General features: G+C 56.7%; 19 protein-coding genes, 2 pseudogenes and 1 other annotated feature. Of the genes and pseudogenes, 9 read left to right on the forward strand and 12 right to left on the reverse strand.

Annotated features, from left to right (window positions below; translation table 11 throughout):
• Nucleotides 1-222: 222 nt before the first annotated feature.
• Both KCG39_RS02775 and KCG39_RS02780 read right to left on the reverse strand, forming a co-directional pair.
• Nucleotides 223-762, reverse strand: coding sequence for a septation protein A (locus KCG39_RS02775; RefSeq protein ID WP_004101360.1), 540 nt, complete (start codon nucleotides 760-762; stop codon nucleotides 223-225).
• 52 nt (nucleotides 763-814) lie between these two features.
• Nucleotides 815-1,558, reverse strand: coding sequence for a YciC family protein (locus KCG39_RS02780; RefSeq protein WP_004121298.1), 744 nt, complete (start codon nucleotides 1,556-1,558; stop codon nucleotides 815-817).
• Nucleotides 1,559-1,871: 313 nt separating this feature from the next.
• On the opposite strand from KCG39_RS02780, the gene ompW reads away from it, so the two are divergent.
• Entirely contained in the window at nucleotides 1,872-2,510 is a 639-nt protein-coding gene (gene ompW / locus KCG39_RS02785) for an outer membrane protein OmpW (protein WP_004121296.1), read from the forward strand.
• 120 nt (nucleotides 2,511-2,630) lie between these two features.
• On the opposite strand, the gene KCG39_RS02790 is transcribed toward ompW, so the two are convergent.
• Nucleotides 2,631-2,876 carry a YmjA family protein gene (locus tag KCG39_RS02790; protein WP_004121288.1) on the reverse strand — a complete coding sequence of 82 codons (246 nt, stop codon included), beginning with the start codon at nucleotides 2,874-2,876 and terminating at the stop codon, nucleotides 2,631-2,633.
• A gap of 214 nt (nucleotides 2,877-3,090) precedes the next feature.
• Nucleotides 3,091-3,795, reverse strand: coding sequence for an SDR family NAD(P)-dependent oxidoreductase (locus tag KCG39_RS02795; protein ID WP_004121287.1), 705 nt, complete (start codon nucleotides 3,793-3,795; stop codon nucleotides 3,091-3,093).
• Nucleotides 3,796-3,915: 120 nt separating this feature from the next.
• Between KCG39_RS02795 and KCG39_RS02800 the strand changes: the two genes are divergently transcribed.
• Nucleotides 3,916-4,815 carry a LysR family transcriptional regulator gene (locus KCG39_RS02800; RefSeq protein WP_004121285.1) on the forward strand — a complete coding sequence of 300 codons (900 nt, stop codon included), beginning with the start codon at nucleotides 3,916-3,918 and terminating at the stop codon, nucleotides 4,813-4,815.
• 152 nt (nucleotides 4,816-4,967) lie between these two features.
• On the opposite strand, the pseudogene KCG39_RS02805 reads toward KCG39_RS02800, so the two are convergent.
• Nucleotides 4,968-5,165 (reverse strand): annotated as a pseudogene (locus KCG39_RS02805) (quinone oxidoreductase family protein); the annotation flags it as partial.
• 24 nt (nucleotides 5,166-5,189) lie between these two features.
• Here KCG39_RS02805 and KCG39_RS27705 point away from each other — a divergent pair.
• Nucleotides 5,190-5,408: pseudogene (locus tag KCG39_RS27705) on the forward strand (MarR family winged helix-turn-helix transcriptional regulator); the annotation flags it as partial.
• Between the two features lie 33 nt (nucleotides 5,409-5,441).
• Here the strand turns inward: KCG39_RS27705 and trpA are convergent.
• Genes trpA through KCG39_RS02830 form a run of 5 tightly spaced genes read right to left on the reverse strand, consistent with a single transcriptional unit; the run spans nucleotide 5,442 to nucleotide 11,973 of the window.
• Nucleotides 5,442-6,251 carry a tryptophan synthase subunit alpha gene (gene trpA / locus KCG39_RS02810; protein WP_004121283.1) on the reverse strand — a complete coding sequence of 270 codons (810 nt, stop codon included), beginning with the start codon at nucleotides 6,249-6,251 and terminating at the stop codon, nucleotides 5,442-5,444.
• Complete coding sequence (gene trpB / locus KCG39_RS02815) at nucleotides 6,251-7,444, reverse strand: tryptophan synthase subunit beta (RefSeq protein WP_004121281.1); 1,194 nt, start codon at nucleotides 7,442-7,444, stop codon at nucleotides 6,251-6,253. The genes trpA and trpB overlap by 1 nt, the downstream gene beginning before the upstream one ends.
• A gap of 9 nt (nucleotides 7,445-7,453) precedes the next feature.
• Nucleotides 7,454-8,812 (reverse strand): bifunctional indole-3-glycerol-phosphate synthase TrpC/phosphoribosylanthranilate isomerase TrpF, encoded by a 1,359-nt coding sequence (gene trpCF / locus KCG39_RS02820; protein ID WP_004121279.1) that lies wholly within the window; start codon nucleotides 8,810-8,812, stop codon nucleotides 7,454-7,456.
• Nucleotides 8,813-8,815: 3 nt separating this feature from the next.
• Nucleotides 8,816-10,411 carry a bifunctional anthranilate synthase glutamate amidotransferase component TrpG/anthranilate phosphoribosyltransferase TrpD gene (gene trpD, locus KCG39_RS02825; RefSeq protein WP_004121277.1) on the reverse strand — a complete coding sequence of 532 codons (1,596 nt, stop codon included), beginning with the start codon at nucleotides 10,409-10,411 and terminating at the stop codon, nucleotides 8,816-8,818.
• Nucleotides 10,411-11,973, reverse strand: coding sequence for an anthranilate synthase component 1 (locus tag KCG39_RS02830; RefSeq protein WP_004121274.1), 1,563 nt, complete (start codon nucleotides 11,971-11,973; stop codon nucleotides 10,411-10,413). The genes trpD and KCG39_RS02830 overlap by 1 nt, the downstream gene beginning before the upstream one ends.
• A 35-nt stretch (nucleotides 11,974-12,008) precedes the next feature.
• Nucleotides 12,009-12,104, reverse strand: a sequence feature (Trp leader region).
• Nucleotides 12,105-12,331: 227 nt separating this feature from the next.
• Here KCG39_RS02830 and rnm point away from each other — a divergent pair.
• The 6 genes from rnm to KCG39_RS02860 all read left to right on the forward strand — a co-directional run bounded on the left by rnm (nucleotide 12,332) and on the right by KCG39_RS02860 (nucleotide 20,026).
• Nucleotides 12,332-13,201, forward strand: coding sequence for an RNase RNM (rnm, locus tag KCG39_RS02835; RefSeq protein ID WP_004121271.1), 870 nt, complete (start codon nucleotides 12,332-12,334; stop codon nucleotides 13,199-13,201).
• A gap of 9 nt (nucleotides 13,202-13,210) precedes the next feature.
• A complete protein-coding gene (locus KCG39_RS02840) occupies nucleotides 13,211-13,831 on the forward strand; it encodes an L-threonylcarbamoyladenylate synthase (RefSeq protein ID WP_004121270.1) in 621 nt (206 codons plus the stop codon).
• 410 nt (nucleotides 13,832-14,241) lie between these two features.
• Nucleotides 14,242-15,129 carry a 23S rRNA pseudouridine(2605) synthase RluB gene (gene rluB / locus KCG39_RS02845; protein WP_004121268.1) on the forward strand — a complete coding sequence of 296 codons (888 nt, stop codon included), beginning with the start codon at nucleotides 14,242-14,244 and terminating at the stop codon, nucleotides 15,127-15,129.
• Between the two features lie 165 nt (nucleotides 15,130-15,294).
• On the forward strand, nucleotides 15,295-16,659 hold the full coding sequence (locus KCG39_RS02850; RefSeq protein WP_123828194.1) for an MFS transporter: 1,365 nt from the start codon (nucleotides 15,295-15,297) through the stop codon (nucleotides 16,657-16,659).
• Between the two features lie 18 nt (nucleotides 16,660-16,677).
• Complete coding sequence (locus tag KCG39_RS02855; RefSeq protein WP_170100362.1) at nucleotides 16,678-19,035, forward strand: beta-glucosidase family protein; 2,358 nt, start codon at nucleotides 16,678-16,680, stop codon at nucleotides 19,033-19,035.
• Nucleotides 19,036-19,051: 16 nt separating this feature from the next.
• A complete protein-coding gene (locus KCG39_RS02860; protein WP_004121261.1) occupies nucleotides 19,052-20,026 on the forward strand; it encodes a helix-turn-helix transcriptional regulator in 975 nt (324 codons plus the stop codon).
• Here KCG39_RS02860 and cobO read toward each other — a convergent pair.
• Both cobO and KCG39_RS02870 read right to left on the reverse strand, forming a co-directional pair.
• Nucleotides 19,998-20,588 (reverse strand): cob(I)yrinic acid a,c-diamide adenosyltransferase, encoded by a 591-nt coding sequence (gene cobO / locus KCG39_RS02865; protein ID WP_004121259.1) that lies wholly within the window; start codon nucleotides 20,586-20,588, stop codon nucleotides 19,998-20,000. The genes KCG39_RS02860 and cobO overlap by 29 nt on opposite strands.
• Complete coding sequence (locus KCG39_RS02870; RefSeq protein ID WP_142467678.1) at nucleotides 20,585-21,346, reverse strand: YciK family oxidoreductase; 762 nt, start codon at nucleotides 21,344-21,346, stop codon at nucleotides 20,585-20,587. Before KCG39_RS02870 ends, cobO begins: the two co-directional genes overlap by 4 nt.
• Nucleotides 21,347-21,537: the final 191 nt, after the last annotated feature.

Consider the following 21,537-nt stretch of genomic DNA (forward strand, 5'->3'; position numbering starts at 1 on the left):
ATCCCTATAAAATCGGGTTAAATTGAGATCGAGAATATCAATGATAATAATTATCATTACAATAACAGTGCGTTAATCTCCACAAAATCCTCACAATTGCCGCAACTTTCCGTGATCCGGTAGATATCATGAAGAAAACGGTTTTTTAATCCTGTTCAGAGAGCATAACAGTGGAGCAAGGGGGAGACGGCACGCAAAGCTGCGTGCCGGGAGAATGGCAGCTTAGTGGTTGTCATCCTGTGGCATATGGCGATAGATATAAACGCCGCTCAGCAGAGTGAAGACCAGCGTCAGCGCGGTCAGGCCGAAGACCTTGAAGTTGACCCAGATATTCTGCGGCAGCCAGAAAGCGATGTAGATATTGGCCAGTCCGCAAAGAATAAAAAATACCGCCCAGGCCAGATTGAGGCGCGACCACACCTGCTGCGGTAGCGTCAGCTCTTTCCCCAGCATGCGCTGGATCAGCGGCTTCTTCATCACCCACTGGCTAAACAGCAGCGCGCTGGCGAACAGCACGTAGATAACCGTTACCTTCCATTTAATAAACTCGTCGTTATGGAAGAAGATAGTCAATCCGCCGAACACGGCGACCAGCACGAAGGTAATGAGCGCCATTTTTTCGACTTTGCGATAGCGTACCCAGCTGTAGATCAGCACGATGGCGGTGGCGATAATCAGCGCGGTTGTCGCGGCGTAAATATCATATAGCTTGTAGAATGCGAAGAAGACTACCAGCGGTAAAAAATCCAGAAACTGCTTCATACATCGATTCCGTCGTTCAGATCGGGGCAGAAATAGCCCGCCCCGGATTAAGTTAGTTGCGAATAAGCATATACAAGCGGAATAAATAGATCAGCAACAATGCAGAGATCAGATTACTGAGGGTATTTATTACCACCGCGCCAACGTTCGGCGTCAGGACCGCGAAGCTGGATGCAAACAGCAGCAGCAGCGTTTTCGCCAGCAGCCAGCCGATAATCGCCGGCGCCACCAGACGCACGTTGGCCCAGGCCAGACGCATACTGCCACGCATGGCGCTGAAGATGCCGATTTTATCCTGCACCAGCATAACCGGTGCGAAAGAGAGCACGATAGCCAGCAGGACGCCAGGCACCACCACCAGCATCATCCCCATCTGCACGATAAACGTCGTCAGCAGGATCAGCAGCAGCAGCTTTGGCAGCACCGGCGCGGAAGCGCCGATCGCGCGCAGGGCGCTGACCCGCTGACCGGCGGAGATCATTTGAATCATGAGCAGAACGCCGCCGGCAAGGATGGCGTTGCCCACAAGACCGGAGAAAGTGGAAGCCGCAGAGGCTCGCAGCAGGATTTGCTGCTGCTCAGGCGTCATGCTCTGGACCAGTTCAAACAGCCCGCCGCTACCCGCCAGGCTATCGCCCTGGCTTAATATCGACAGCTGTTCTTCACTGGGTGAAAAGGCATGGCCAAGTACTACCGTAATGAACGCGCATAGCAGCGCAATCAGCAGGATAGTAACGAACTGATTGCGGAAAAAGTTCCCGGTGTCACGGTAGACGGACTTCGCCGTGATAGACATGCATTCTCCTTGAGTATTGCAGGTGTTAACTAGCCGGCGATTGTACCGCAAATCGCGGCGGGGTAGCAGTCTCTGCTGCTGCGCGCTAAGTATATCTTTGTAAATAGAAGAGGAAATCAGCGAAGCGCTGTTCGGAGTACCGTAAATGAAGAAACTTGATATCACACGCTTATCACTGATTGTATTGAGAAAGTGAAAATTAACCTGGATCAATAAATGTTAAATTTGCCCACTTAATGTGATCTATGTTGGATCAAGCATACCTCTTTGTATGTATATTCTTGCGCTGAATAACCATAACGAGGAAGTGGGTATGAAAAAGTTAGCAGCGGCGGTTGTTATTCTGAGCAGTCTTTCCGGCAGCAGCGTCTGGGCGCATGAAGCCGGGGAATTTTTTATTCGCGCGGGTTCGGCCACGGTCAGGCCGACCGAAGGCGCGGGCGGTACGTTAGGCAGCCTGGGGGGCTTTAACGTCAGCAACAATACGCAACTGGGTCTGACATTCACCTATATGGCAACCGATAACATCGGCGTTGAACTGTTGGCCGCTACGCCGTTCCGGCATAAAGTCGGGACCGCGGCAACCGGCAATATTGCAACCGTTCATCATTTACCGCCGACGTTAATGGCGCAGTGGTACTTTGGCGATTCGAGCAGCAAACTGCGTCCGTACATTGGCGCGGGTATCAACTACACGACCTTCTTCGACGAAAGCGTGAACGATACGGGTAAAAAAACCGGTATCTCTGACCTGAGCCTGAAAGACTCCTGGGGAGCGGCAGGGCAGGTGGGGATGGACTATCTGATTAACCGCGACTGGCTGATTAACATGTCGGTGTGGTACATGGATATCGATACCACCGCCAACTATAAGCTGGCGGGCGCGCAGCAGCACGATAGTATTCGTCTGGATCCGTGGGTGTTCATGTTCTCGGCCGGATACCGGTTCTAAAGTCTCAGGTAAAGCTGGTCGCAATGACCAGCTTTATTGCACGTCCCGACGCGAAGTCCGTTACTGCGATTGGCGATGCGTCATTTGCCGCAAGCACTCCCGGAACGGCCGCGTCAACCGCTACTCATTACCCCATTTATTCAGAAATACCGCGATATCATCGATGCGCTGGCGATCGATGCCCGCTTGTACGGCCATCTCTCCCTGCGCTTCCTCGCTGATTTCTTCGTTATTCATCAGGCGAGTAATCAACAGCTGGAAATAGCGCGCCAGAGGATCGCGTTCCGACTCGCTCACGGGCTCGGCGGACTCGGTCGAATACTCATCCGCAATGTCGTAATATTTCAGAGGTACTTCTTCGTGCATAAATCGCTCCCCGGTTGACGTTGTGCCTGTTTTTTCTGCCATGAATAATACCACTCCTGCCGGGCTTTAGCTCAGGAGCGACCAGAAAAACGCATGAACAGCCCACACCAAGCGAGACGGGCGCGGAAACTCCCCGTCATCGGGGGTAATAGCGTAAAAAACGAAAATTGACTGCCCTGAACTCGTCAGCACGCCATTAATACGCATAAAACTATTACCACGGCACCCGACATCCTCGATAATCCAAATACTCTAATCCGGGGCGATTTTGTTTTTCCAGCAGCACGTTCACCAGCGAGGGGATGGTCTCTGCAATGGTAAGCGGGGCGCTCTCGCCGCCGAGGGCCGTGCGGATCCAGCCCGGCGCCATGACCACCAGCGGATGCGATACGCAGGCAGGGCGGGCGGCAAAGCTGCGCATAAACATATTCAGCGCGGCTTTACTCCCGCGGTACAACTCGCGCTGCCCGCCGGTATTATTGCTCAAACTGCCTTGCCCTGAGGACATGACGCCAATCAGTCCCTGCGGTAACACGACATCTTGCAGACTTTCTATTACCCGCATTGGCGCGAGCGCGTTGGTCAACATGACATGAATAAACTCTTCCGTCGCGATTTCGCCGATGGTTTGTGTCGGATCGCGGTTGGTGGTGCCCGCGTTGACGAATAGCATATCCAGTACGCTATCGCTAAGCGCTTCGCGCAGCGCCGCGATCCCGTCATTATCACAAATATCCAGCGCCTCAATACGAACCCGTCCAGGATATGCTCGAGCCAGATGGTGCAGCGGCGTGGTTTGCGACAGATCGCGCACGGTGCCGATGACCTGCCAGCCATGCCGCAGAAACTGTTCAGCCATGGCGTGGCCAAGCCCGCGTGAAGCGCCCGCGATCAATACTGTTTTAGTGGAAGCGGCCATTGGTATCCTCCGGCTTAAATAAATGATGGGATAAATATAGGCTGGTGCTGTAGCAGGCGGAAGGCGCAGCATTTGCAATAATAAAGTGCATCAGACGCCATATCCTGGAATGGAGAAAAGATGACCGATCCCGATTTTAATTTACTGGCTGCGCTGGATGTGCTGTTGAGCGAGAAGAGCGTTGCCGGGGCGGCAAAGCGGCTTGAGCTTAGCCCGTCGGCGATGAGCCGTACGCTGGCGCGCTTACGGCAGGTAACCGGCGACCCGCTACTGGTCAGAGCCGGGCGAAAAATGGTGCTGACTCCCCATGCGGAAAGTCTGCAGGCGCGGGCAAAAAACGTCGTCACTGAGATGCGCGCGGTGCTTAATGCTTCGCCTGCGCCGCTGAGTTTATTGACCCTTGAGAAGCGATTTACGTTACGTACCAATGAGGGATTTATAGACGTTTTTGGCCCGGCGCTGGTGAACGCTGTCGCACAAGAAGCGCCGGGTGTGACGCTGGAGTTTGCCGCGAAGTCGGAGAAAAATGCCCGATTTCTACGCGAGGGGCTGGTGGACCTGGAAATTGGCGTACTTGAAAATATGGGGCCTGAGATCCGCCTGCAGGCGCTGTTTCGCGATCGCTTTGTCGCCGCACTGGCCAAAACACACCCGTTAGCCGCCTTTGCCGATCTGTCGCGAGAACAATTTGTTTCCGTAGGGCACGTCATAGCCTCCCGTCGCGGGGCGATCCGAGGGCCGGTTGATGAAGCGCTGGCGGCATGTGGAATGAGCCGCAGAATTGCCGCGGTGGTGCCTGCTTTTTCCGCCGCGCTGGCCGTTGCCCGGGATTCTGAACTTATCGCCGTTGTCCCGGCCTCCTGTCTGCGGAGCGCGGCGGGAAAAGAGATGATCGGTTTTCCTCTCCCGGTGAGCGTGCCGGAGATAACGGTGTCACAAATGTGGCATCCTCGCCAGCAGCATGAATTAGCGCATCGCTGGCTAAGGCAACTGGTGCGCAGAGTATGTCGGCAGCCATAAAAAAAGCCCGCACAAGTGCGGGCAAAAATACTGGAAGCAATGTGAGCAATGTCGTACCGAATACCTGAGTTGATTACTCAACTATTCGGTAATGAGAAAGATAATATTTCTCATTTAATATATCAACCCCAACTTTTGTGCGGAATCATTTTTTAATCGACGATAAAAATGGTGCGTTTCTGGCGGTTATCCTGAGGCCACGCCGTGGCGATCTGGGGAGCGGTGGCGATGGTAAACCCGCCCGTAACGGCAGCCTGCAGCATTTCCCCCGCAGCGGTCAGCCGCTGGGACACTGATAGGCTGCCAATACCGCTGCCCATCAGCTGCAGCGGCGCGGAGCGCAGTACCGCTCAGAGCAATATCGGCAGCGGAAAGGGCAGGTGAAAAAGCTGGAAGCCCTGGGGCTGGCGCGAAAGCAGCCCAATGCGAAAGAGCGGCGGATTAGCGAAGTGACGCTCAGCGAAGCGGGCCAGGAGATGATTACACGCATTGCGCAAGCAAGAACGCGGCTGATGAATGAGGTGCTGGCGGGGTGGACGCAAGATGATGTGCTGGCGCTATTTTGTCTATGCCGGCAGCTTGCAACAGAAATAGCCGCCCGGCGCGGGACCGGACGGCGGACTAGCTTACGCGGCTTTGGTGGCAGCCTTCAGACTTTGCGCAAAGGCTTTCAGTTCGGCGAGCATAGCCTGCGGGTCGTTCACGTTACGCTCGATGATTTTGACGATGGCAGAGCCGGAAATCGCGCCGGCTGCGCCTGCGTCAATCGCCGCGGTCACCTGCTCCGGCGCCGAGATGCCAAAACCCTGCAGCGGCGGCGCGGCGTGGTACTCGGCCAGCTTTTCAATCAGATGATGCAGCGGCAGCGCGGCGCGGTTTTCCGCACCGGTCACGCCCGCCCGCGACAGCAGGTAGGTATAACCGCGACCGTAAGAGGCGATCTGGCGCAGCAGATCGTCATCGGCATTCGGCGGGCAGATGAAAATCGGCGCGATGTTATGGCGCAACGCGGCCTGGCGGAACGGCGCGGACTCTTCCACGGGGACATCGGCGACCAGTACGGAATCGACGCCTGCGCGTTCGCACGCGGCGTAGAATTCATCAATGCCCGGACTGAAGACCAGGTTGGCGTACATCAGCAGGCCGATCGGGATGGTCGGATGCTTTTGACGAATTGCTGTCAGCATTTCAAAGCACTGGGCGGGCGTGACGCCTGCGGCAAATGCGCGCAGGGTGGCGTCCTGAATCGTCGGGCCGTCAGCCAGCGGGTCGGAGAAGGGAATGCCCAGCTCCAGCGCGTCGGCGCCCGCTTCAATCAGCGTATCGATAATTTTCAGCGACTGTTCCGGATTCGGATCGCCGAGGGTGACGAAGGGAACAAACGCGCCTTCCCGGCGAGCTTTCAGTTGTGCAAACAGCGTCTCATAACGTTCCATCAGATTTCCCCTCGCGCTTTTAAAATATCGTGTACGGTGAAGATGTCTTTATCGCCGCGGCCGGAGAGGTTAACCACCAGCAGCTGCTCTTTTTCCGGGTTTTCACGCATCATTTTCAGCGCGTGCGCCAGGGCATGGGAGGACTCCAGCGCCGGGATAATCCCCTCATGGCGGGAGAGTTCTTTAAAGGCATCCAGCGCTTCGTCATCGGTAATTGACACGTAATCGGCGCGGCCAATGCTGTTCAGATACGCATGCTGCGGCCCTACTGACGGGAAGTCCAGTCCGGCGGAGATGGAGTAGGACTCCTCAATCTGCCCCTCTTCTGTTTGCATCATCGGCGATTTCATACCGAAGTAGATACCCACCCGACCGTGCTTCAGCGGCGCGCCGTGCTCGCCGGACTCAATACCGTGACCTGCCGGCTCCACGCCAATCAGGCCAACAGCGGTTTCGTCGATAAAGTCGGCGAACATGCCGATGGCGTTCGATCCGCCGCCGACGCAGGCGATAACCGCATCCGGCAGGCGACCTTCTTTCTCGAGGATCTGCGCTTTGGTCTCTTCGCCAATCATGCGCTGGAATTCACGCACGATGGTCGGGAACGGGTGCGGACCGGCGGCGGTGCCGAGCATATAGTGGGCTTTTTCGTAGCTGCCGGACCAGTCGCGCAGGGCCTCATTGCAGGCGTCTTTCAGTGTAGAAGAACCGCTATGTACCGGGATCACTTCAGCACCCATCAGGCGCATGCGGAAAACGTTCGGCGACTGGCGTTCGATATCCTTAGCGCCCATATAGATACGGCACTTCAGGCCGAGCAGGGCGCTGGCGAGCGCAGAGGCAACGCCGTGCTGGCCGGCGCCGGTTTCGGCGATAATTTCCGTTTTACCCATCCGTTTCGCCAGCAGCGCCTGGCCGAGCACCTGGTTAGTTTTATGCGCGCCGCCGTGCAGCAGGTCTTCACGCTTGAGATACAGCGTGGTGCGGGTGCCTTCGGTAAGGTTCCGGCATTTGGTCAGCGCCGTCGGGCGACCCGCGTAGTTTTTCAGCAGGTCGGTAAATTCAGCCTGGAATGCCGGGTCTTTCTGCGCGCTGACGAACGCTTCTTCCAACTGGCGCAGGGCGGGCATCAGGATCTGCGGAACGTACATCCCGCCGAATTCGCCAAAGTAGGGGTTCAGTAAAGTACTCATTATTGCTCCTTAATATGCGCGCAGCGTTTGAAATACAGAGGACAGTTTGCTGGCATCTTTAATACCCGGCTGCGACTCTACGCCTGAATTAAAATCGAGTCCGGCACAGCCGCTTTTGGCGGCTTCCACACAGTTATCGGCACCGAGGCCGCCTGCCAGCAGAACGTTCCGCAGGTCCTGACCTTGCAGCAGCGACCAGTCGAAACGCTGGCCGGTGCCGCCTTGACCATTGTCGAAAATATATTTATCGACGTGATGCAGATTGCGCTGTGGTAGGGTTTCGCCGACGCTGAGGGCCTTCCAGATTTGCACCGTTGCCGGAAGTTCGGCGCGCAGGGTATCAATATAGGCCTGGTCTTCGCTGCCGTGCAGCTGTACCGCGGCTAAGCTCAGATTTTCCACGCGGGCGACAACTTCCGCCACCGGGGTATTGCGAAACACGCCGACGTAGCTCAGTGGCGCGCTATCGATGACGGCTTTCGCCTGAGCGTCATTCACCGCTCGCGGCGACGTCGGGACAAAAATCAGGCCGCCGTAGATCGCGCCGGATTCATACGCCACCTGAGCATCCTGGGGGCGGGTCAGGCCGCAGACCTTATTCTCGCCGAGCAGCACGCGCTTCACGGCGGCGTTCAAGTCGGCGTGCTCCATCAGCGCTGAGCCAATCAGGAAACCATTGGCGAAGTGGCTTAGTTCACGCACTTCTGCATAGGTATGGATACCGGACTCGCTGATCACCGTGACCTCATGACCGAGCTTAGGCGCCAGGGTGCGGGTACGGTTGAGATCAATCGACATATCGCGCAGATCGCGGTTGTTGATGCCGACCACTTTCGCCTTCAGCGCAATCGCGCGCTCCAGCTCCTCTTCATTGCTCACTTCGGTCAGCACGCCCATGTTCAGGCTATGCGCAACGGCAGAGAGCTGGCGATACTGCTCATCATCCAGCACTGAAAGCATCAGCAGACAGGCGTCGGCCTGGTAGTAGCGCGCCAGGTAAATCTGGTAAGGATCGATGGTGAAGTCCTTACACAAAATCGGCTGCGGCGCGACCTTGCTGACGATCGGCAGAAAGTCGAAGCTGCCCTGGAAATATTTCTCATCGCAAAGCACCGAGATAGCCGAGGCGTAGTGCTTGTAGACGCCGGCGATGGCCGCCGGGTCAAAATCATCGCGAATCAGCCCCTTTGATGGCGAGGCTTTTTTGCACTCGAGAATAAACGCGGTGCGGGTTCCGGCGAGGGCGTCATAAAAATTGCGCTGCGTCGGTACCACTTCATTTTGAAAACTGGCTAACGGTTGTTGTTGTTTGCGGGCTTCTACCCAAATCGCTTTGTCGGCCACGATTTTTGCTAAAACGGTCTGCATTATTTACCCTCTTGCCGCTAATGCGGTCACTCTGTCATAGGCCGCTCCGCTGTGCAGCACATCGATGACCTGCTGCGCGTTGGCCTTCAGATCTTCGTATCCATGTAAACGCATCAACATGGCGACGTTGGCGGCAACGGCGGCTTCGTGAGCGGCCTCGCCTTTACCTTGTAGCAAGCGCGTAAGAATGTCACGGTTTTCTTCCGGCGTGCCGCCTGCCAGCTGCTCCTGATGGTAAGGCGTCAGGCCAAAGTCGGCGGCGGTCAGCTGGTAGCTCTTGATTTCGCCATGGTTCAGTTCCGCGACCACCGTCGGCGCGTGCAGCGATACTTCATCCATACCGCCGCTATGCACCACCGCGGCGCGCTGGTAGCCCAGCACGCGCAGGGTTTCCGCAATCGGCAGCACCAGTTCAGGGCTATAAACGCCAATCAGCGCCAGAGGAGGGTGGGCCGGGTTGATCAGCGGCCCAAGCACGTTAAACAGGGTGCGGGTTTTGAGCTGCTGACGGACCGGCATCGCGTGACGGAAACCGGTGTGATACTTCGGGGCGAACAGGAAGCAAACGCCCAGTTCATCCAGCGCCTGGCGAGATTTATCGGCATTCATATCGAGGTTGATACCGAATGCCGCCAGTAGGTCGGACGATCCTGATTTACTCGATACGCTGCGGTTGCCGTGCTTCGCGACCTTCAGGCCGCAGGCGGCGGCAACGAAGGCGCTGGCGGTCGAAATATTGATACTGTTGCTGCCGTCGCCGCCGGTACCAACGATGTCGGCAAAAGGGTAGTCCGGGCGCGGGAACGGCGCGGCGTTTTCCAGCAGCGCGGTGGCGGCGCCAGCGATTTCCTGCGGATGCTCACCGCGCACCTTCATGCTCACCAGCGCGGCGGCCAACTGCTCGGGTTTGACTTCACCGCGCACCACCGCAGAGAACAGCTGATGGCTCTCCTGCTGGCTCAGGGTTTCGGCCTGGTACAGTTTTTCCAGAATCGGCTGGAGGGTGTTGGTCTGCTCCAGCTTCTGCAGCGCCCAAGCCAGGGTTTGCTCCAGCAGGCGTGCCCCCTGGGTGGTCAGAATTGACTCAGGGTGGAACTGGAAGCCGCAGACGCGATCCGCGTCGTGACGCACCGCCATCACCATTCCGTTGAAGTGGGCGTTGATGGTGAGTCCTGCCGGGATATTGCTGCCCACCAGCGAGTGATAGCGGGCCACCGGCAGCGGGTTGCTCAGACCGGCAAACATCGCCTGTCCGTCATGTTCAATACTGGAAGCCTTACCGTGGAGGATTTCGCCGGCCTGGCCGACGTAGCCGCCGTAGGCTTCGACAATCGCCTGGTGGCCGAGGCAGATACCGATAATCGGCAACTTGCCGCGCATGCGGGTTAGCAGCTCTGGCATACAGCCGGCTTCGCTCGGCGTCCCCGGACCGGGAGAGAGCATCAGTACCGGGTTTTTCATCGTGCCGATGCGCTCAATCAGCGCCTGCGCCGGGACGGAGTTGCGGTAAATCACCACGTTATGGCCGTTCGAACGCAGCTGGTCTGCCAGGTTATAGGTAAAAGAATCGATATTATCGAGCAGCAGAATGTCGGCCATTAGAAAATCTCCTTCGCGTGGTGGGCCTGGGCGATAGCGCGCAGCACCGCGCGAGCTTTATTACGGGTTTCATCCGCTTCTGACTGGGGAACAGAGTCGAGCACGATTCCGGCGCCGGCCTGGACGGTGGCGACGCCATCCTGCACGTAGGCGGAACGGATAACGATGCAGGTATCGAGGTCGCCGTGGGCGGTAAAGTAGCCCACCGCGCCGCCGTAGCTGCCGCGGCGTTTGCCTTCAGCGGCGGCGATAAGCTGCATGGCGCGCACTTTCGGCGCCCCGCTGAGGGTGCCCATATTCATACAGGCGCGGTAGGCATGCAGAACGTCAAGATCGCGGCGCAGCTCGCCAACCACGCGGGAGACGAGGTGCATCACAAAGGAGTAGCGGTCGACTTTGGTCAGGTCGGCGACGTAGCGGCTACCCGGCGTACAGATGCGCGCGAGGTCGTTACGCGCAAGATCGACCAGCATCAGATGCTCGGAGAGCTCTTTATGGTCGGTGCGCATCTCCAGCTCAATGCGGCTGTCGAGATCGCGATCCAGCGAACCGTCGGCGCGACGGCCGCGCGGGCGGGTACCGGCGATCGGGTAGATTTCAATCTGGCGATTGGTGGCGTCATACTTGAGAGAGCTCTCCGGAGAAGCGCCGAACAGGGTGAAATCGTTGTCCTGCATAAAGAACATGTACGGGCTCGGATTGCTTTTTTTCAGCACATCATAAGCGGCGAGCGGCGACGGGCAGGGCAGCGAGAATCGGCGCGACGGCACGACCTGAAAAATCTCGCCCGCGCGGATGGCGCGCTGCATTTTACGCACCACGGCGCCGTACTCTTCGTCGCTCTGGTCGCAGTCGCAGCGCATCTCGGCAACCGTAGTCACCGGCAGCGGCAGCGGCGGCTCGTTCAGCTGCTGACGAAGCTGAGCGATCCGCTCAAGCAGACGCTGCTTTTCGCTTTCCAACGGCGTAAACAGGCTCGCCTGGATACGGGTGTTTTTGGTCTGATGGTCGATAACCAGCAGCGTTTCCGCGAGATAGAAGCAGTAATCCGGGCAGGCGGTGTCGTTTTCCAGCGATGGCAGGTCTTCAAAACCGGCGACCAGGTCATAGGCGAACAGGCCGCCGAAGAACATGGCCTCGCGCTCGTCCTGCGGAACGGTAACCAGCTCCTGCAGCAGGCGAAAAGCATCGAAGACCGAGAGTGAACATAAGCGGGCATCTTCATCTAACAGCGCGCTGACCGGCGGGAAGGTTAATACCCGGCTATTTGGCTGACGCTGATTATTGATGCCGGCGGGCAGGGCGCTATCCAACAGTTCCAGCAGCGCCGTACCGTTGGCGGACAATGAGTGAATAGTGACAGTGTCACCAAGTGCGGTAATGCGCAGGGCGCTGTCCACCAGCAGCAGGCTCTTTAAATCATCCTTGCTGTCGATATCAGCGGATTCCAGCAGTAGGGTGGCTGGACGCGCGCCGCAGATCTGGTGGAACAATGCCGTGGGGTTTTCCCGATAGATGGCGTCGCTGGTGAGAAGCTCGAGTGCCGGTTTTGATGTTTGCATTATTGTTGTCGCCTGTTCGCTATAATAATTTGTCCAATAAAAAGCCCGCTCATTGGCGGGCCGGGTATCTGTATGCTGAGTGCAAAACGCGATCACGCCGCCCGATAACAGGAGGTGCGCCACCAGCCGTGCAGAGTGATAAATTGCGTTTTCATCGTTAATACCCCTTCATGTGAACTTGCGTACTAGTTAACTAGTCCGGGAGATTAAAGTCAACCCCTGTTTGCAGATTTTCTCTCTGAGTCGGTATGATGATGCGCTTATTGATATCCTGAATCACTTAAGCTGCAGAATCACAGTCAATCTGCCTGTGACTTAAAGTATGACGGGTACAGGTTCATGTCCAGCAGGAGTCATCTTGAGCAACACCAATTACGCAGTGATTTACGACCTGCACAGCCATACTATCGCCTCTGACGGGCGTCTGACTCCAGAAGAACTTGTCCATCGCGCCCACCAGATGCGCGTCGGCACCCTGGCGATTACCGACCACGATACCGTGGCGGCAATTCCCGCGGCTCAGGCTGAAATTGAACGCGCCGGCTTACCGCTGGCGCTGATTACCGGGGTGGAAATTTCCACATTGTGGGAAAATCATGAAATTCACATTGTCGGGCTGAATATCGATATCGGCCATCCGGCGATGACCGCGCTGCTTGATGAACAGAAAGCGCGTCGCCAGATGCGGGGCCAGCAGATTGCCGAGCGGCTGGAAAAAGCGCGGATCCCCGGGGCCTGGGAAGGGGCGCTGAAGCTGGCGGACGGCGGTGCAGTGACGCGCGGCCATTTTGCCCGTTTTCTGGTGGAGGCTGGCTATGCCAACAACATGGCTGACGTTTTTAAGAAGTATCTGGCGCGCGGGAAAACCGGTTACGTTCCGCCTCAGTGGTGTACAATAAAACAAGCGATTGATGTCATTCATCATTCTGGCGGTAAGGCGGTCATTGCCCATCCCGGGCGCTATGACCTTTCCGCCAAGTGGTTGAAACGTCTGTTGGCCCACTTTAGCGAACAGGGCGGGGATGCGATGGAGGTGGCGCAATGTCAACAGGCGCCGCACGAGCGTGCTCAGCTTGCCGCTTACGCCGTGCAGTATGGCCTGGATGCCTCGCAGGGGTCTGATTTTCATCAGCCCTGTCCGTGGATCGAACTGGGCCGTAAACTTTGGCTGCCCGCGGGCGTAGAAGGGATCTGGCGCAGTTGGGAAGTGGCCGTAGAACAAAATTGAGAGGGAAATATGAGCCAGTTTTTTTATATCCATCCGGAAAACCCGCAGGCGCGGTTAATTAACCAGGCGGTGGACATTGTGCGTAAAGGCGGGGTCATCGTCTATCCGACCGACTCCGGTTATGCCTTAGGCTGTAAAATTGAAGATAAAGGCGCGATGGAACGGATTTGCCGGATCCGTAATTTGCCAAACGGTCACAACTTTACTCTGATGTGCCGCGATTTGTCCGAGCTGTCGACCTATTCATTCGTCGATAACGTGGCCTTTCGTCTGATTAAAAACAATACGCCGGGTAACTACACCTTTATCCTCAAGGGCACCAAAGAAGTCCCGCGCCGCCTGTTGCAGGAGAAGCGTAAGACTATCGGGATGCGCGTGCCGTCCAACCCGATTGCGCAGATGCTGCTGGAAACATTGGGTGAGCCAATGCTTTCCACTTCCTTGATGCTGCCAGGTAGCGACTTTACCGAATCCGATCCGGAAGAGATCAAAGATCGTCTGGAGAAGCAGGTGGACCTGATTATTCACGGCGGCTATCTGGGCCAGCAGCCGACCACGGTTATCGATCTTACCGAAGACGCGCCGGTCGTAGTGCGTGAAGGTGTCGGGGACGTGACGCCGTTCCTGTAATGACGCCTGTTTCCATGGAAGGAATCGTCATGTAATGAATCCCCGCTCGCCGCTTTTATTTGCCGCCGTTCAACGCGGCGCAATGCCGCGCGCCTTTTGATGGTTCATCCTCTGCAAAAGACCCTATTGTGCTACCTGGCTTCCATCAGCGCGCCATGCGCCCGGACGGAGGTGCGCGGTAAGTTGTGCTATGCTCGTAACGCAAAGAAGCATTCATCTTAAAGTTCGTGTACCATGTTCGCCCACGCGAGAAGGCGTGTCTCTGTTATGTCTGCTGTTGCAACATAGATAACGGCACGCGCTGATGCAAAAAAATTTTACAGAACAGGGTGTTAGGTTTCATTTTGCCTCACGTCCTGTTTTTCGAAGTATACCAGACGCCTGGGAAGGCGACACCTTAAGGAAGCTCAATGAGCGAGAAATTACAAAAAGTGCTGGCCCGCGCTGGCCACGGCTCCCGCCGTGAAATCGAAGCCAAAATCGAAGCTGGCCGCGTCAGCGTCGATGGCAAAATCGCCACCCTTGGCGATCGCGTTGAAATTGTCCCGGGTTTAAAAATTCGTATCGACGGTCACCTGATCTCGGTGAAAGAGTCTGCGGAACAGATTTGCCGCGTGCTGGCCTACTACAAGCCGGAGGGTGAGCTCTGCACCCGTAACGACCCGGAAGGGCGTCCGACGGTGTTCGATCGTCTGCCAAAGCTGCGCGGCGCGCGCTGGATTGCCGTTGGTCGTCTGGACGTGAATACCTGTGGCCTGCTGCTGTTTACCACCGATGGTGAACTGGCGAACCGCCTGATGCACCCGAGCCGCGAAGTGGAACGTGAATACGCAGTGCGCGTGTTTGGCCAGATAGATGATGACAAGCTGCGCCAGCTTTCTCGCGGCGTGCAGCTGGAAGACGGCCCGGCAGCGTTCAAAACCATCAAGTTTACCGGTGGCGAAGGGATTAACCAGTGGTATAACGTCACGCTGACCGAAGGACGTAACCGCGAAGTTCGCCGCCTGTGGGAAGCCGTTGGCGTACAGGTCAGCCGCCTGATCCGCGTGCGCTACGGTGATATTCTACTGCCGAAAGGCCTGCCGCGCGGCGGCTACACCGAGCTGGACCTGGCGCAAACTAACTACCTGCGTGAGCTGGTCGAGCTTACGCCGGAAACCACCTCTAAGGTCGCCGTCGAAAAAGATCGCCGTCGTATGAAGGCCAATCAGATTCGCCGCGCGGTTAAGCGCCACAGCCAGGTGAGCAATAATAATAACAACCGTCGTTCCAGCAGCCGTAATAACGGTAACGGTTAATTATTCCAGTTCCGGCGGTCACCGCCGGAATTCTCCCTCCTGTGACTCCTTTCACACTTCTGCATAAAGACAAAAAACAGGAAATGCCCGGACAAATAACGCAAAGCGGCGCGCCAGGCGACGCCATATACTGAGGCCACTGATTATATTAACAGGTAGCCTAAAATGGAAACAGCAGGAAAACTTTCGACAAGCTATGTGGTTATCGGCGTTAAAGAAAAAATAGGGTATGGTTTTGGCGATTTCGCCTCTAATTTATCCTTTGGTTTCGTTTCTCTGTTTTTACTTTTTTTCTATACCAATATTTACGGCATTAGCGCCGTACAGGCGAGCCTGATCTTTGTTATTGCCCGCGTGGTTGATGCGGCATTTAATATTCTGATTGGTTTTGCCATCGATAAAACCCACAGCCGCTACGGTAAGCTTCGACCCTGGTTGTTGTATGGTTCAATTCCGCTCGGCTTCTTAACGGTGCTCTGCTTTGTGCCTTTCGGCGGTGAGGCCAAATTCTACTTCGCACTGATTTCCTATACTATTTATTGCCTGGCCTATACGGCGGTAAATACGCCTTATTCGGCGCTGACCAACCGTTTAACCCAGCATGAAGCCTCCCGTTCATCGCTGTCGGTATACCGGTTTGTCCTGGCGATTGTTGGCTATCTGATTGTGTCCACTACTGCGGACAGGCTGATTTCCCCGTTTAGCGATAAACAGCTGGGGTACGTCTTCGCCGTCTCTTGCTTTGCGCTGCTGGCGACGTTTTTGTTCCTTGCCTGCTTCGGGATGACCAAAGAGCGCGTTGGTGAAGAAGAGGAAGAGACTCCGGCGCCGACGCTGCGGGAAATGTTGAAGGCGGTGGCAGGCAACGCGCCGCTAATTAACCTCTCGATGTTCACCGTCTTTTTTTATATTGCCTATACCGTGTGGATGGCGATCGCTATTTACTTTATCAAATATATAATTGGTAGCGAAGGTTTTACCTCAACCTTCTTTATGATTCAGTCGGCGGCTTATATTGTTGGTACCGTTATTTCGGAAAAAATCATTGCGTTGATAGGTAAAAAGAAAATGACGCTGGTGGCGCTGTCGATCGGCGTTGTGGGCGTACTGATGCAATATTTTATTGCCGGCGACAATATCTGGCTGATCATGACCGGCGTGTGTCTGTACAGTATTACGCTGGGGATGGGTTTCGTTTCAATGTGGTCAATGATTGCCGATACCGTGGAATATGCCGAGTGGCACCATGGGGTGCGCACCGAAGGCGCAATTTACGGTTTCTTTAATTTCATTACCAAAATAGCGATGGCCATCGGCGGCGGCTGCGCGGGCTGGATGCTGGACTATTACCACTATGACGCGGGCAACATTACCGCCAGCGCGATTAACGGCATTAACGTACTGATGACGCTATTCCCCGGCGCGATGTTTGCCCTCAGCGCCCTCTTTGTCGCCTGCTATTCGCTGGATGAAAAAACCTATCGCGATATTGTGCAAAAGATCAGCCTGCGTAAACAGAACGCGCTTTAACCTCAGGGAGTCAGAGAGATGAGTAACGATTTTAACACCACCCTTGCCGCGATGAGCGCGGAAGAGAAAGTAGCGCTGTTGACCGGCAGCGGTCTGTGGCGCACCGCCTCGCTGCCGCAGCACGGTATCGAAGATATCATTATGACCGACGGCACCTACGGCGTGCGCTACAGTAGTGCGCAGATTGATGGCCGGGAAAAGTGGAGTATGGATGATTTTATCTCGGTCATCACCCAAACCGCAGACCAGGCCAGCGCGGAAGAGCCTGTCGCGAAAGGGGGTAGCGAGGCGCTATTCAGCACTTCGCTACCGGCGACCTGCTTTCCAAACGGTTCCAGTCTGGCCTGTAGCTGGGACGTGGAGCTGGTGCATCAGATGGGGGAAGCGCTGGGGCGAGAGTGTCAGCAAATGGGCGTCGGGATCCTGCTCGGGCCCGGCATTAATATTCGCCGCACGCCGCTGGCCGGGCGCGGCTATGAATATTACGCCGAAGATCCGGTGGTCAGCGGCGATATTGCCGCTGCGCTGATCAACGGCCTGCAGCAGGAGGGCGTCGGAGCCAGCCTGAAGCATTTTGCGGCCAATAACTCGGAATATCGCCGCACGGAAATGGATTCGATCATTGAAGAGCGGGCGCTACGGGAAATCTACCTGGCAGGTTTCCAGCGGGCGATTGCAAAATCCCAGCCGTGGACGGTGATGTCCTCCTACAATCGTCTTAACGGCGTACAAACTTCGCAGGATCCATTTTTACTCACTCAGGTATTGCGCGATGAGTGGGGATATGACGGCCTGGTCATGTCCGACTGGTATGGTATTAAAGATCGTCCCGCTTCGTTGATGGCGGGCAACGACCTGGCGATGCCGGAAACCCGCCGTGATAAACAAAGCTTGCTGGCGGCTATCGAAGGCGGAGAAGTTCCGATGGCGGTGGTGGACCGCGCTTGTCTACGCATGTTGGAACTGCTCGACAAGGTTCAGCGCCATCGCCGCCCGCAAACGCGAGCCGATTTTACGGCGCACCACGCGCTGGCGCAGCGGCTTGCCGGTGAATCCATCGTCCTGCTGAAAAATGAAGAGGGTCTGTTGCCGCTGCGTCCGGAGAAAACGCCGCGCATCGCGGTGCTGGGTAAACCGGCGCAGGAGCCGGTGATTCAGGGATCTGGATGTGCGACCACGGTACCGTATCTTCTCGATCGCCCGCTGGATGAAATTTTCGACCTCGCCGGTGACGATTTTAGCGTCACCTCGGCCGTAGGCGCGCCGGACGATCTGCGCGATGACGAACAGGCGCTGGCGCAGGCCTGCCGCGTGGCAAAAGAGGCAGACGTGGCGGTACTCTTCGTCAGTACTGCCGTAGGCGAAGATGGCGAAAATGGCGATCGTCAGGATCTGCATATTCTGCCGGTGCACGAACGGTTAATTCGCGAAGTGGCGACGGTCCAGCCGAATATCGTGGTGGTGCTGGCGAATAGCGATGCGGTGGTGATGCCGTGGCTCGGCGAGTGCAAAGCGCTGCTGGAAACGTTCTTTGCCGGGCAAGGGATGGGGCGCGCGGTGGCGGAAATCCTGTTCGGCCAGCGTAACCCCTGCGGCAAACTGACGGTAACGGTGCCTAATTCCCTGGAGGAAACGCCGGCCTGGCTGCACTATCCGGGCGAAAACCTGCGCCACTACTACGGAGAAGGGCTTTTTGTCGGCTATCGCTATTATGACAAACGTCGCCTGACGCCACAGTTTCCGTTTGGCTTTGGCTTAAGCTATACCCGGTTTGCGTACGATAATATCGCGCTATCAGCCTCCCGATTAGGCGCAGACGAGACGCTCACCGTGTCGTTCGACCTGACCAACTGCGGAGAGTATGCGGGCAAAGAGATCGTCCAACTGTACGTCAGCGCGCCGAAGGGGGAACTGATTCGCGAAGTGCAGTCATTAAAAGCGTTCAGCAAAGTGGTGCTGGCTGCCGGAGAATCCCGGCGCGTAAGCCTGCAGCTGCCCATTGCCGAACTAGCCTGCTACCATCCGGGCCTGGGCGATTGGGTGGTGACGCCGGGAATCTGGCAGGTTCGCGTCGGCGCCTCATCCCGGGATCTGCCGTTAATCGCGGAAATGGAGGTAGATTGTCCGCAGCGGTACGTACCGCTGCGCGATGATAACTCTCTACAACAGCTTATCCAGCAGCCGGAGGCCTTTGCCCGCGTCGTAATGCTGATAGCCGATAAGAGTCAGATGCCAGCGGAGCAGGTGCGTGAAAAACTGATTCGCCTGGCGCCGGATCTGTTCTGCGGACTGCTGATTGCGCTGACCGAATTCCTGGCGCTGGATATTGAGCGCGACGAGCTTAACGCGGTGTTGGCGGGCGCTAATCATTGCTAATGACAGGAGAGTGCGCATGTTCCCTTTTTCAGTGACTCATCCTCGTTCGGTCACCCAGACCGGACGACAAACGGCGAACAGCGGCTATGAGCTGATTGCCTTTGATGCCGAGAAGCTGAACGTGTTTGCCGCGGAGGTTCGCTACTGCGAGCCTCACTGGCATCCGGCTCCGGAGCTGATTAGCGTGCTGGCGGGGCGATTTACGCTCTCTGTCGGTCAGCAGAGCCTGGAGCTGGCGCAGGGGGATATGCTGTACATCAATGCCGAAGAGGTCCATTCGCTTAGCGCGGAGATGGCGGGCAGTCAATTGGTCACCGTCCAGTTTTCACCCGGCCTGTTTGATGAGCTTCATCCCTCGCCGCAGCTGGACTGGAGTACCTGCGGACGGCCATACTCTACGGCAGACAGTGAGGTGCACCTACGGTTGGCGAGGCTACTGGAACAGCTAATTGACAACCACGCGCCGTTTCAGCGCATCGCGGCGATTTACCTGCTGCTGGATGCAGTCGTCTGCGCCGGAAAGCCGACGCGGCGCGCCGAAAGCTCGCTGCGTGACGAGGCGATGATCAAAAGAGGCATTGATTTTATTAATCAACACTTTGATCAGCCGCTGACCCTGAGCGAGGTAGCCTGCCATAGCGGGATGAGCTACTCCTGGTTCTCGCGGCTGTTCAAAAAGGTGAGCCGCTATAATTTTAAAGAGTATTTGACGCTGGTGCGGCTAAACAAAGCCCGCACCCTGCTGCGCGATACCCGCACGCCAATCACTGAGATTAGCCACAGCTGCGGCTTTCAGGAGCACAAGTATCTGATTGCCGCCTTTAATAAATACTGCGGCGTCACGCCAACCGAATACCGCAAGCGCTTCGTCTCACGGCTAAATATTCCCGAAAGCGAGCTGGCGCTGGGGGAGGACTGTCTGTGCCTGCCGCTCAATCATGGGTTGCTCGAACGGCTAGCGGCTAGTAGTCGATCCCTATCTGCGCCTTGATCCCGGCATCAAAGGCGTGCTTAACCGGACGCAGTTCGCTAACGGTATCGGCCAGTTCGCTAATTTCACGGTGGCAGCCGCGGCCGGTGATAATGACCGTCTGGTGGGCCGGGCGGTTGCGCAGCGCGGTAAGCACCTCTTCCAGCGGCAGGTAGTCGTAGGCCACCATATAGGTGAGCTCGTCCAGCAAAACGAGGTCGAGACTTTCATCAGCTAGCATGCGGCGCCCGTGCTCCCAGACCGCCAGGCAGGCGGCAGTGTCGCTTTCGCGATCCTGAGTATTCCAGGTAAAACCGGTCGCCATCACCTGAAACTCAACGCCGTGCGGCTCAAGCAGGTTGCGCTCGCCGTTTGGCCAGGTACCTTTAATAAACTGCACGACGGCGGCTTTTTTACCGTGCCCGACGGCGCGGGTGACGGTGCCGAAAGCGGCGGTGGTTTTGCCTTTACCGTTGCCGGTAAAGACGATCACGATGCCGCGCTCTTCCTGCGCGGCGGCGACGCGAGCGTCAACTTTATCTTTCACCCGCTGCTGGCGTTCGCGGTGGCGTTCATCACTCATTGTGCGATTCCTGGTTTGCGGCCCGGCTGGGCGTCAAAAGTCATTCCCGTCTTACGGCGGCTGTCGTCGCCCATCAGCCACAGATAAACCGGCATGATATCAGCGGGGGTTTTCAATTTTTGCGGATCTTCCGTTGGAAACGCATTGGCGCGCATTTTGGTGCGCGTGCCGCCGGGGTTGATGCAATTAACCCGCAGATGACGGCTCTGATACTCCTCGGCTAGCACCTGCATCATGCCTTCGGTGGCAAATTTAGATGCGGCGTAAGCGCCCCAGTTGGCGCGCCCCTGACGACCGACGCTGGAGGAGGTAAAGACCAGCGAACCCGCTTCGGATTTGAGTAATAAAGGAAGCAGCGCCTGGGTGAGCATAAAGGTGCCGTTAACGTTCACCTGCATCACCTGCTGCCATACCTCCGGCTTTTGCCGATCCATCGGGCAGACATCGCCCAGCAGACCCGCGTTGTGTAGCACCCCGTCGAGGCGCGGGTAGTGGATGGCGATCTTCTGCGCCAGCTGTTGACACTCCTGCGGCGTGCAGGTTAACAGATCCAGAGTAAACCAACGGGCGGGGATGCCGCCCGTTTGCTGAATCTCGTGCGCAACGCTGCGCAGCTTCTCTTCATTACGGCCGACCAGGATAACGCTGGCGCTATAGCGGGAATAGGTCAGGGCGGCTTCACGGCCTATGCCGTCGCTGGCGCCGGTAACCAGGATGATGCGATCCTGTAACAGGTGACGTTGCGGTTGATAGTGCACGGCGACTCCTCGGGCGATCTGCAGGCGATCGCGCTTGCTATTCGGTATTTCACTTTTGCGCTTTATGCCTGAAAGCGCCTGCTATTGCAATCGGCGAAACGGAAACTCTTCGCGGAATTAATATCTTGCAACGATTTCATCGTCGCTGAAAAAAACAGGAAGGCGCCTCGCACGCGACACAAAGCACAAAG

The organism is Klebsiella pasteurii (assembly GCF_018139045.1).
Classification (GTDB): Bacteria; Pseudomonadota; Gammaproteobacteria; order Enterobacterales; family Enterobacteriaceae; genus Klebsiella; species Klebsiella grimontii.

Bases quoted from the DNA above. Each gene is read 5' to 3' on its own strand.
- KCG39_RS02775 (WP_004101360.1), bottom strand. From the start codon at position 762: ATGAAGCAGTTTCTGGATTTTTTACCGCTGGTAGTCTTCTTCGCATTC.
- KCG39_RS02780 (WP_004121298.1), bottom strand. From the start codon at position 1,558: ATGTCTATCACGGCGAAGTCCGTCTACCGTGACACCGGGAACTTTTTC.
- ompW (WP_004121296.1), top strand. From the start codon at position 1,872: ATGAAAAAGTTAGCAGCGGCGGTTGTTATTCTGAGCAGTCTTTCCGGC.
- KCG39_RS02790 (WP_004121288.1), bottom strand. From the start codon at position 2,876: ATGCACGAAGAAGTACCTCTGAAATATTACGACATTGCGGATGAGTAT.
- KCG39_RS02795 (WP_004121287.1), bottom strand. From the start codon at position 3,795: ATGGCCGCTTCCACTAAAACAGTATTGATCGCGGGCGCTTCACGCGGG.
- KCG39_RS02800 (WP_004121285.1), top strand. From the start codon at position 3,916: ATGACCGATCCCGATTTTAATTTACTGGCTGCGCTGGATGTGCTGTTG.
- trpA (WP_004121283.1), bottom strand. From the start codon at position 6,251: ATGGAACGTTATGAGACGCTGTTTGCACAACTGAAAGCTCGCCGGGAA.
- trpB (WP_004121281.1), bottom strand. From the start codon at position 7,444: ATGAGTACTTTACTGAACCCCTACTTTGGCGAATTCGGCGGGATGTAC.
- trpCF (WP_004121279.1), bottom strand. From the start codon at position 8,812: ATGCAGACCGTTTTAGCAAAAATCGTGGCCGACAAAGCGATTTGGGTA.
- trpD (WP_004121277.1), bottom strand. From the start codon at position 10,411: ATGGCCGACATTCTGCTGCTCGATAATATCGATTCTTTTACCTATAAC.
- KCG39_RS02830 (WP_004121274.1), bottom strand. From the start codon at position 11,973: ATGCAAACATCAAAACCGGCACTCGAGCTTCTCACCAGCGACGCCATC.
- KCG39_RS02840 (WP_004121270.1), top strand. From the start codon at position 13,211: ATGAGCCAGTTTTTTTATATCCATCCGGAAAACCCGCAGGCGCGGTTA.
- rluB (WP_004121268.1), top strand. From the start codon at position 14,242: ATGAGCGAGAAATTACAAAAAGTGCTGGCCCGCGCTGGCCACGGCTCC.
- KCG39_RS02850 (WP_123828194.1), top strand. From the start codon at position 15,295: ATGGAAACAGCAGGAAAACTTTCGACAAGCTATGTGGTTATCGGCGTT.
- KCG39_RS02855 (WP_170100362.1), top strand. From the start codon at position 16,678: ATGAGTAACGATTTTAACACCACCCTTGCCGCGATGAGCGCGGAAGAG.
- KCG39_RS02860 (WP_004121261.1), top strand. From the start codon at position 19,052: ATGTTCCCTTTTTCAGTGACTCATCCTCGTTCGGTCACCCAGACCGGA.
- cobO (WP_004121259.1), bottom strand. From the start codon at position 20,588: ATGAGTGATGAACGCCACCGCGAACGCCAGCAGCGGGTGAAAGATAAA.